This window comes from Citrobacter sp. Res13-Sevr-PEB04-36 (genome assembly GCF_015672735.1).
In the GTDB taxonomy this organism is placed as follows: Bacteria; Pseudomonadota; Gammaproteobacteria; order Enterobacterales; family Enterobacteriaceae; genus Citrobacter.
In genome coordinates this window covers 75,097-85,730 of record NZ_JADABY010000007.1, presented here as the reverse complement: position 1 = coordinate 85,730, position 10,634 = coordinate 75,097, and the positions used below count along the sequence as shown (strand labels likewise).

Annotated in this window: 9 protein-coding genes and 1 riboswitch; of the genes, 3 read left to right on the top strand and 6 right to left on the bottom strand. The window is 51.6% G+C overall.

Annotated elements, in window-relative coordinates; translation table 11 throughout:
• Positions 1–20: 20 nt before the first annotated feature.
• Positions 21–199, bottom strand: a riboswitch (TPP riboswitch).
• Between the two features lie 180 nt (positions 200–379).
• A complete protein-coding gene (gene sgrR / locus IMQ48_RS02180; protein WP_196207723.1) occupies positions 380–2,035 on the bottom strand; it encodes an HTH-type transcriptional regulator SgrR in 1,656 nt (551 codons plus the stop codon).
• Positions 2,036–2,134: 99 nt separating this feature from the next.
• Here sgrR and sgrT point away from each other — a divergent pair, with 99 nt between their 5' ends.
• Positions 2,135–2,257: a glucose uptake inhibitor SgrT gene (sgrT, locus tag IMQ48_RS02175; RefSeq protein WP_196207722.1), complete on the top strand. Its 123-nt coding sequence runs from the start codon at positions 2,135–2,137 to the stop codon at positions 2,255–2,257.
• A 380-nt stretch (positions 2,258–2,637) separates the two neighbouring features.
• Positions 2,638–3,816: a sugar efflux transporter gene (locus tag IMQ48_RS02170; RefSeq protein WP_196207721.1), complete on the top strand. Its 1,179-nt coding sequence runs from the start codon at positions 2,638–2,640 to the stop codon at positions 3,814–3,816.
• A gap of 107 nt (positions 3,817–3,923) precedes the next feature.
• On the opposite strand, the gene leuD is transcribed toward IMQ48_RS02170, so the two are convergent.
• From leuD to leuL, 5 genes are all read right to left on the bottom strand, one after another.
• Complete coding sequence (leuD, locus tag IMQ48_RS02165) at positions 3,924–4,529, bottom strand: 3-isopropylmalate dehydratase small subunit (protein WP_196207720.1); 606 nt, start codon at positions 4,527–4,529, stop codon at positions 3,924–3,926.
• 10 nt (positions 4,530–4,539) lie between these two features.
• Complete coding sequence (gene leuC / locus IMQ48_RS02160) at positions 4,540–5,940, bottom strand: 3-isopropylmalate dehydratase large subunit (RefSeq protein ID WP_196207719.1); 1,401 nt, start codon at positions 5,938–5,940, stop codon at positions 4,540–4,542.
• Positions 5,941–5,942: 2 nt separating this feature from the next.
• On the bottom strand, positions 5,943–7,034 hold the full coding sequence (leuB, locus tag IMQ48_RS02155; RefSeq protein WP_196207718.1) for a 3-isopropylmalate dehydrogenase: 1,092 nt from the start codon (positions 7,032–7,034) through the stop codon (positions 5,943–5,945).
• Positions 7,034–8,605: a 2-isopropylmalate synthase gene (gene leuA, locus IMQ48_RS02150; RefSeq protein WP_196207717.1), complete on the bottom strand. Its 1,572-nt coding sequence runs from the start codon at positions 8,603–8,605 to the stop codon at positions 7,034–7,036. The genes leuB and leuA overlap by 1 nt, the downstream gene beginning before the upstream one ends.
• 96 nt (positions 8,606–8,701) lie before the next feature.
• Positions 8,702–8,782, bottom strand: a complete 81-nt coding sequence (gene leuL / locus IMQ48_RS02145) for a leu operon leader peptide (RefSeq protein WP_115259466.1) — start codon at positions 8,780–8,782, stop codon at positions 8,702–8,704.
• Between the two features lie 653 nt (positions 8,783–9,435).
• Between leuL and leuO the strand changes: the two genes are divergently transcribed.
• Positions 9,436–10,383 carry a transcriptional regulator LeuO gene (leuO, locus tag IMQ48_RS02140; RefSeq protein ID WP_196207716.1) on the top strand — a complete coding sequence of 316 codons (948 nt, stop codon included), beginning with the start codon at positions 9,436–9,438 and terminating at the stop codon, positions 10,381–10,383.
• Positions 10,384–10,634 lie beyond the last annotated feature (251 nt).

Genomic DNA, 10,634 nt, shown 5'->3' with positions numbered 1-10,634 from the left:
CGAGTTAGGTGGCAAAGGACTTGAGCTACAGCCTCAAATCCCTTCGCCGGCATTATCCGGATCAGGTTCGACGGGTATCTCTCAGCCTCATACACTTCATCCTTCAAGCTGCCTCTGTGTTGGCTGCGTTTGCTTGCCGCCTTGATGCATCATGAATGATTTTGTGTATGTTTTTTATTTGGCACCCCGTTGAGAACGGCGATAGTGTAATGATTTTGTTGCTATGCGGCAATCAAGAGCCTTGTCCATTAGGCTATCTTGTTTGCCAGTTTGAACCTGGGCAGTGCTCAAAATCCTCACGTACTACGTGTACGCTCCGGTTTTTCCGCGCTGTCCGTGTTCAAACTGTCTTCACCGATTACGCCTACTGAACAAGGCGTTAAGGATCCGGTGGTGCAAACCACGCCGATTTAAAATCAAACCAGCCAAGCGTATTCATGCGTAACCCGCGCATGCTGCGTTGCCCCTGAATGATCAGCCAGTGATGGATCAGCGGTACAATGGCTTTACTGGCAAGCAGTTGCTGACACCATGCTGCGAGGCTCATCTCGCCGGTGCGCCAGCGGGCGGCGTCGCTTTCCCAGTCCAGAGAAAGACAGTTTTGCAGCAGCGGGACTTCGCTCAAATGGGCGAACAGCGAGAAGTCCAGCGGTAAGGTAAAGTTGGCGCTGTTGAGCCAGATATCGCTGACGGTCTCGCCTGCGTGCCATTGATCGTAGTCGATCTCCTGAATATTCAGCTGTACCTGATGCTCCGCTAGCAATGTTTTCATGATCTGCGCAATCACCCGATGCTCGATATGATCGCGATAGTAGGTGAGCGTCAGTGTTTCCAGCCCCGCCGGTTTTTCACCGAGCCCAGGTCTGGCGTGATGCCAGCGAGGCAGTAATCCGTAAGCGGGAAACCAGTGACGCTGATACTGCTCGTCAGCCTGAAAAATTAAATTTGTCGGCGAGAGAATGCGGCTTACCCATTCGCGCACCTCCTGATTGGCTCCGCGATGGGAACGCGAGTCAAACAGCATGTAGTAACAACCTTCCTCAAGCCGGCTTTCGATGGCCTTTTCATCTTCCGTCGGGCCTTTGAGCGTGAGTCCGCCGCCTGGCTCCTCGGCAATGTCCGGTAACACCCATACGTTCACTTCGTCGATCAGCGCCCGGTAGCCAAAGTAATCATCAAAGGCGTGAATTTTAAGCTGGTTACTCGTATTGCGGATGACTGCATAGGGGCCGGTGCCAATCGGGTGGCTGGAAAAATTATTCAGCGTTTCCCATTCGCGCGGCAGGATCATGGCGGGGACCTGTCCCAGCAGCCACGGTAGCCAGCGATCCGGTTGCGCCAGATGGATATCCAGCGTCCAGGCTGTGGGGGAGACAATCTGTGTAATATGCGAGTACAACGGCAGAGTGTTAATGCGCATCAGCGAGGCGATGACATCTTCCATTTCCAGTTCGCGGCCATGATGAAAATGGATCCCAGGACGCAGGAAGAACCGCCAGTGCAGCGGCGAAATTTGTTGCCAGTGGTGGGCAATGTCCGCTTCCAGTTCCCCATTTTCCTCATTTACCCGAATTAAGGCGCTGAAGATTTGCCGGGCGATATGGGTTTCGGAACGGCGTAGCGCCGTACCGGGAAGCAGGTTGTGCATCGGGCGATAATAAAGAACGCGCATGATGTGCCGCCCCTGGCGAAAGCTGCGGCCCAGATGGGAAACCAGCATTTGGCGTACGGCCGTTTTGTCGCCGACCAGTTGTACCAGTTGATCAATGCGATCCTGTTCCAGCAGGTCTTCCGCCCGCTGCTGCTGGAGCGCCAGCCCGGTGTAGAGAAAGGTCAGGCGTGAACGTTTGCCGCGACCGACCTCGGCTTCCCACGTTAGCCAGCCGCGTTCCTGCATGGTGTTGAGCAGGGTGCGCATATGGCGGCGTGAGCAACTGAGTAACTCCGCCAACTCGTTCAGCGTGGTGTCTTGTGTTTTGCCGTCGCAGCATTGCCACAGGCGGATAAACTGTTGTTGCAAACGACCGGAAGACATAAAAGGGGAACTCCCACGGAAAACTCAGCAATTTTATTATCCCCATATTAAGCCAATAATGAATTCTGATGAAGCGATGAGACAACGAAGGGGTCATCTATGCGTCAGTTCTATTTAAAGTACTTTACCTCGACAGCACGTTTGTCCTGGTTGGCTTGCCTGAGCGTGCCGCAGCGCTTAAAGATGCTCGATGAACTGATGCAGTGGGAGTTGCAAGACTGACCTCTGAATTGGGAATTGCAGACATCATGTGTGACTGAGTATTGGTGCAGGCTGTATCCTGCCATTATCTCTGAGCATCGCTGGTGGCTATTTTTTCACATGGTAAGGCGCGAACAGTGAAATTTGGTGAACCAAATAAGGTGTGAGCAACACAGCTATGTGAAAAAATAGTCCCAGCCCTCTGGGATGCGTGTAAAAAACGCATACTCTGCGTTGTCAGGCTTGGGAATAGGTTTCTATACCCAGCGCCCTCCGCCTGGATTATGCGTTTTTTAGCCAGCGTCGATGCCAGATATAATGGCAGGATACAGCCTCGTTCACCCGCCAGCAGGTATTATCTGCTGGCTTTTTTCGTTTCCGCTGCGCTTAAAAGGAAAGATATGCTCTGGATTATGACCATGGGACGGCGCCTCAACGGCGTGTATGCGGCGTTTATGTTGGTCGCCTTTATGATGGGCGTGGCGGGCGCGTTACAGGCACCCACGCTGAGTCTGTTTCTGAGTCGCGAAGTGGGGGCGCAGCCATTTTGGGTTGGGCTGTTTTACACCGTCAATGCGATCGCCGGGATCGCGGTCAGCCTGGGTCTGGCGAAACGATCCGACAGTCGGGGCGATCGGCGTAAGCTGATCATGTTCTGCTGTCTGATGGCGATTGGTAACGCGTTGCTGTTTGCCTTTAACCGCCACTATTTAACGCTGATCACCTGCGGGGTGCTGCTGGCTTCGCTGGCAAATACCGCCATGCCGCAGCTGTTTGCGCTGGCACGGGAGTATGCCGATAACTCGGCGCGAGAAGTGGTGATGTTCAGCTCGGTGATGCGTGCGCAGCTTTCGCTGGCGTGGGTGATTGGGCCGCCGCTGGCGTTTATGCTGGCGTTAAATTACGGCTTCACGATGATGTTTTCGATTGCTGCCGGGATATTTGCCATTAGCCTGGTGCTGATTGCGCTGATACTACCGTCGGTGGCGCGGGTCGAGCTTCCTGTTGATGCCCCGCTTGAACAGACTGGCGGTTGGCAGGACAAAAATGTGCGCATGTTGTTTATTGCCTCCACGCTGATGTGGACCTGCAACACCATGTACATTATCGATATGCCGCTGTGGATTAGCCTTGAACTGGGGCTCCCGGACAAACTGGCCGGGATATTGATGGGCACCGCCGCCGGGCTGGAAATTCCGGCCATGATTCTGGCGGGCTACTACGTGAAACGTTTTGGTAAGCGGCGGATGATGATAACCGCCGTGGCGGCAGGCGTGCTGTTTTACCTTGGGCTTATCTTCTTCCATAGCCATACTGCGCTGCTGCTCCTGCAGCTGTTTAACGCGGTATTCATCGGAATTGTTGCCGGAATAGGCATGCTGTGGTTTCAGGATTTAATGCCGGGCAGGGCGGGTTCAGCCACCACCTTATTTACCAACAGTATCTCAACGGGGGTGATTCTGGCGGGGGTAATTCAGGGGGCGGTGGCGCAAAGTTATGGGCATTATGCCGTCTACTGGGTGATTGCGGGAATTTCGGTGGTTACGCTGGTGATGACCGGACGAGTGAAGGATGTGTAGTGGGGGTGCCGGATGCGCTGCGCTTATCCGGCCTACAAATCTTTCCGTAGGCCGGATAACACACTTTTGCGTCGCCATCCGGCATGCTTATCCGGCAACAACAAGCACTAGCGCATAAACGCCGGCTGTTTGTCCTCGTAAGTCGAGATCGCGTCTTCGTGTTGTAACGTCAGCCCGATGCTGTCGAGACCGTTCAGCATGCAGTGGCGGCGGAAGGTGTCGATTTCAAACGGATACGCTTTATCCCCAGCCTTCACCACCTGTGCTTGCAGATCCACCTCAAAACGAATCCCCGGATTGGCCTGTACCAACGTGAACAGGTCATCCACTTCGTCGTCGCTTAATTTCACCGGCAGCAGTTGGTTATTAAAGCTGTTGCCGTAGAAGATGTCGGCGAAGCTTGGCGCGATCACCACTTTGAAACCGTAATCGGTCAGCGCCCACGGCGCATGTTCGCGCGAGGAACCACAGCCAAAGTTTTCTCGCGCCAACAGAATGGACGCGCCTTGATACTCCGGGAAGTTCAGCACGAATTCCGGGTTAGGCTGCTGGCCGTTTTCATCGAGAAAGCGCCAGTCGTTAAATAGGTGGGCACCAAAACCGGTACGCGTTACTTTCTGCAAAAATTGTTTGGGAATGATTGCATCCGTATCGACGTTGGCGGCATCCAGTGGGACAACCAGGCCGGTATGCTGGGTAAATTTCTCTGCCATGGTAGTTTCCTTATTTGATGCGGCGAATGTCGGCAAAATGACCGGTAACGGCGGCGGCAGCGGCCATGGCCGGGCTGACTAAGTGCGTACGCCCTCCGCGGCCCTGACGACCTTCAAAGTTACGGTTGCTGGTGGAAGCACAGCGCTCGCCCGGATTCAGACGATCGTTGTTCATCGCCAGGCACATCGAGCAGCCCGGCAAACGCCATTCAAAACCGGCCTCAATGAAAATCTTATCCAGGCCTTCTGCTTCCGCCTGCGCTTTAACCGGACCCGAACCCGGCACTACCAGTGCCTGCACGCCAGGAGCGACCTTGCGCCCTTTGGCAATTTCAGCAGCCGCACGTAAATCTTCAATACGCGAGTTGGTGCAGGAGCCGATAAACACTTTATCGATAGCCACTTCCGTCAACGGAATGCCCGGTTTCAGCCCCATATAGGCCAGCGCTTTTTCCGCTGATGCGCGTTCAACCGGATCGCTAAACGACGCCGGATCGGGAATGTTATCGTTCACGGAGATTACCTGGCCTGGGTTAGTGCCCCAGGTGACCTGCGGGGCAATCTCTTCTGCCTGCAGGGTGACGGTGGTATCAAACGTCGCCCCGTCGTCGGTGTTCAGCGTTTTCCACCAGGCGACAGCATCGGTAAAATCCTGACCTTTAGGGGCATGCAAACGCCCCTGTACATAGTTGAAGGTGGTTTCATCCGGTGCGACCAGGCCCGCTTTGGCCCCCATTTCGATCGCCATGTTACACAGGGTCATACGACCTTCCATGCTCAGGGCGCGGATGGCATCGCCGCAAAACTCAACCACGTGCCCGGTACCGCCTGCACTACCGGTTTTACCGATAATTGCCAGCACGATATCTTTGGCGGTAATGCCTGGCGCTGCCGTGCCATTGACTTCTATTTTCATGGTTTTGGCGCGCCCTTGCTTCAGGGTTTGCGTGGCCAGCACGTGTTCGACTTCGGAGGTGCCGATACCAAACGCCAGCGCGCCGAACGCACCGTGTGTGGCTGTGTGGGAGTCACCGCAAACGATGGTCATACCCGGTAAGGTCACACCTTGCTCGGGTCCCATCACGTGGACGATGCCCTGAAAAGGGTGGTTCAGATCGTACAGTTCGACGCCGAACTCATTGCAGTTTTTGATCAGCTCCTGCATCTGGATGCGCGCCATTTCACCGGAGGCGTTAATGTCTTTGGTTTGCGTCGAGACGTTATGATCCATGGTGGCGAAGGTTTTACCCGGTTGGCGAACCGGACGGTTGTGCGCCCGCAGGCCGTCGAATGCCTGTGGGGAAGTGACTTCGTGCACCAGGTGGCGGTCGATATACAGCAGCGGCGTTTCGTTTTGTGCTTCATACACGACGTGCGCATCGAACAGCTTTTCATATAATGTCTTAGCCATGATTACACCCCTTCCGCGACGTAACGAGCAATGATATCGCCCATTTCATCGGTACTGACTGCGGCTGCGCCACGGGCTAAATCACCGGTGCGAATACCTTCTGCTAATGCGCGGTTAACGGCGCTTTCAATGGCGGTGGCCGCATCATTGGCATCCAGGCTGTAACGCAGCAACAGCGCCAGCGACAAAATCTGGGCGATCGGGTTGGCAATGTTTTTCCCGGCGATATCCGGTGCCGAGCCGCCGGCGGGCTCGTACAGGCCAAAGTCCTGCTCATTCAGGCTGGCGGATGGCAACATGCCCATGGAGCCGGTGATCATCGCACATTCATCGGACAGGATGTCACCAAACAGGTTGGAGCACAGCAGTACGTCAAACTGAGACGGGTCTTTAATCAACTGCATGGTGGCGTTGTCGATATACATATGCGTCAGGACAACGTCCGGGTATTCATTGGCAATTTCATTGACGATTTCGCGCCACAGAATAGAGGTTTGCAGCACGTTGGCTTTATCAATCGATGTGACTTTACAGCGACGCTTGCGGGCTGACTCAAACGCAATGCGCGCAATACGTTCGATCTCGAAACGGTGATAGACCTCGGTATCAAAGGCTTTTTCATGTTGACCGCTGCCTTCGCGGCCTTTTGGCTGACCGAAGTAGATCCCGCCGGTCAGTTCACGTACGCACAGGATGTCGAAGCCGTTGGCGGCAATGTCGGCGCGCAGTGGGCAAAAATCTTCCAGTCCTTGGTACAGCTTAGCTGGACGCAGATTGCTGAATAATTTGAAGTGCTTACGCAACGGCAGCAGGGCGCCGCGCTCAGGCTGCTGGTTGGGCGGCAGGTTTTCCCATTTTGGGCCACCCACGGAGCCAAACAGAATCGCATCGGCCTGCTCACAGCCTTCAACCGTTGCGGGTGGCAGTGGCTGTCCGTGGTTGTCGATAGCGACGCCGCCGACGTCATAGTGGCTGGTGGTAATGCGCATAGCAAAACGGGTGCGAATTGCGTCCAGTACTTTCAGGGCCTGCGCCATCACTTCCGGGCCAATACCGTCACCCGGCAAAACAGCAATATGGTAATTCTTCGACATCACACGGTTTCCTTATTGTTCTCGTTGTTTTGAGCTTTGCGTTGCAATTCTTTTTCGACTTCTTCGGCACGCCAGATATTGTTCAGCACATGGACCATGGCTTTGGCGGAGGACTCGACGATATCTGTTGCCAGACCTACACCGTGGAAGCGGCGGCCATTAAAGTTAGCGACGATATCCACCTGACCCAGCGCATCTTTACCGTGGCCTTTTGCGGTCAGGCTATATTTCACCAGTTCGACGTTGTAGTCGGTAATGCGGTTGATGGCCTGATAGATGGCGTCAACCGGGCCGTTACCGTTGGCGGCTTCGGCTTTGATTTCTTCGCCACAGCCAAGCTTGACGGAGGCGGTAGCAATATCGTTTGAACCAGACTGCACGCTGAAATAATCCAGACGGAAGTGTTCGGGCTCTTCTTGCTGTTTGTTAATAAAGGCGAGTGCTTCCAGGTCGTAATCAAATACCTGACCTTTCTTATCCGCCAGCTTCAGGAAAGCGTCGTACAGGCTGTCCAGGCTGTATTCACTTTCTTTATAGCCCATCTCATCCATGCGGTGTTTAACGGCGGCACGTCCGGAACGGGAGGTCAGGTTCAATTGCACCTGGTTCAGGCCAATGGACTCCGGGGTCATGATTTCGTAGTTTTCACGGTTTTTCAGCACGCCGTCCTGATGAATACCGGAGGAGTGCGCAAAAGCGCCACTGCCGACAATGGCTTTGTTGGCCGGGATCGGCATGTTGCAGATTTGGCTGACTAACTGGCTGGTACGCCAAATTTCCTGGTGATTAATACGGGTCTGTACGTTCAGGATGTCTTTACGGACTTTGATCGCCATGATCACTTCTTCCAGCGAACAGTTACCGGCGCGTTCACCGATCCCGTTCATCGCCCCTTCAACCTGTCGTGCACCAGCATGGACGGCGGCTAGCGCGTTACCGACGCCCAGGCCTAAATCATCGTGGGTGTGGACCGAAATGATTGCTTTGTCGATATTCGGTACTCTTTCATACAGGCCGGATATGATTGCGCCAAATTCGAAGGGCATGGTGTACCCGACGGTATCGGGGATATTAATGGTTTTGGCACCGGCATTAATCGCTGCTTCTACCACACGGGCCAGGTCTGCAATAGGGGTACGGCCAGCGTCTTCGCATGAGAACTCCACGTCATCCGTGTAATTACGTGCTCGCTTAACCATATAGACTGCCCGCTCGATAACTTCATCCAGCGTGCTGCGCAATTTGGTGGCGATATGCATCGGTGAAGTGGCGATAAACGTATGGATGCGGAAAGCCTCAGCTACCTTCAGGGATTCAGCCGCCACGTCGATATCTTTTTCTACACAGCGGGCTAAGGCGCAAACACGGCTGTTTTTGACCTGCCGGGCAATGGTTTGTACTGACTCAAAATCGCCTGGTGAAGACACAGGGAAACCGACTTCCATCACGTCAACGCCCATACGCTCGAGAGCCAGAGCAATTTGCAGTTTTTCTTTAACACTCAGGCTTGCCTGTAACGCCTGTTCACCATCGCGTAAGGTGGTATCGAAAATAACGACTTGCTGGCTCATGATTTAGGTCCTTTGTCTTTTTTGGCGCCTTGCTTCGAGCATAAAAAAACCCGCGCAACGGCGCGGGTTTTTGTCTTAACTGGAGCTGACTTAATACTAAATGTCGTTCACCAGTCTACCGCGCAACGAAGATGCGTTTAGTAGTAGTAGACCGTTAAAACGAACAATGTAAGTCATCAATCTGGCTCCAGGCGAATGCGATATGCTTTTAGTGGTACTGGATATGAAAGCTGAAGTCAACCCCATTCCCCGTAAACATCCGCACTTAGAAGAAAAACACCTCTCCAATCTAAGCGAATTGTGCTGAATTTTTAGCGTTGCATAAAATAAATTAGTGCGCGCTCGTACATACTTTTCATGCTTTGACATATTTAAGCATACTTGTTTGCAACTATTGTGACAGCATGCTGAGGATACGAAACGGAGTAGGAGATTTTATCTTTATGATTTGTCTGTTTTTATCGTAACTATGAATAGGTATAGAGAACATGCTCACTCATGATTGATAAGTTAATGTTAACTTTTAATGTATTAATAATATAAACATTTAATCAAATTTTAAATATATATTCACAGTATGTATGATTGTGTATTCGCCAAGCTTATGGTTATATTGCTAGCGAAATTTAAACATATGAATCATTGTGCAGTGACATCCGCCACACTGCGCTCGCATTGGGTTTCTGTTCATTTAGGTTTTTACCTTTATGTTTTCCTAATTTTAATGTTTTCTCTTTTTCTTATTTTATATGTATGGTAAATCATATTAACGGAGGTTATTTCTTACTCCGTCTGGGAAAAGGGAGTTTAGAGTGACAGTGGAGTTAAATATGCCGGAAGTAAAAATAATAGATAAATCAAATTCTATAGAGATGGGGAAACCGCAGCTTCGCATGGTTGATCTTAATTTATTAACCGTCTTTGATGCAGTGATGCAGGAGCAAAATATTACCCGCGCAGCGCATACTCTGGGGATGTCGCAACCCGCAGTCAGTAATGCCGTGGCCCGTCTGAAAATCATGTTCAATGATGAACTCTTCGTTCGTTATGGCCGTGGGATCCAGCCGACAGCAAGGGCCTTCCAACTCTTTGGTTCCGTTCGCCAGGCATTACAACTGGTACAGAATGAATTGCCAGGATCGGGGTTTGAACCTACCAGCAGCGAGCGCGTATTCAATCTTTGCGTGTGCAGTCCATTAGACAATATTCTGACCTCCTTAATTTATAATCGGGTTGAGCAAGTTGCGCCTAACATTCATGTCGCATTTAAATCTTCACTTAATCAAAATACCGAACATCAATTACGCTATCAGGAAACTGAGTTCGTTATTAGCTATGAAGAGTTCCGTCGCCCTGAATTCACTAGTATTCCCTTGTTCAACGACGAGATGGTGTTAGTAGCGAGTCGGAAGCACCCACGTATTAGTGGTCCATTGCTGGAAAACGATGTCTATAATGAACAGCATGCGGTGGTATCTCTCGAGCGCTTTGCATCATTTAGCCAACCCTGGTACGACACTGCGGATAAACAATCCTGTGTTGCTTATCAAGGTATGGCATTAATCAGCGTGTTGAATATTGTTTCGCAAACGCATCTGGTGTCTATAGCACCACGTTGGTTAGCGGAAGAATTCTCTGAACAGTTAGATCTGCAAATATTGCCTTTACCGTTAAAATTGAATAGCCGTACCTGTTATCTTTCCTGGCATGAAGCTGCGGGCAGGGATAAAGGTCATCAATGGATGGAAGAATTGTTAGTCTCCGTCTGTAAGCAGTAGTATTTGGCAGAATAAATCAGGCGATACGTCTGGTTTATTCTGTTTTTATATTTTTATCTGAAATTTTATGCTGAATGTGTATTTTTATATCGCGCGAAAAGTGTAAAAAAATAGAGTAATCACTGTAAGTCCCCATTTTTAAGCGATTATTTATCATTTCATTTGCGGATACTGGTTTAAATCTCCATTTATTCGACGCTTTCCTCCTTTTTATTCTTATTCACACGAATCCCCCCTCTTCGGTGTCAATT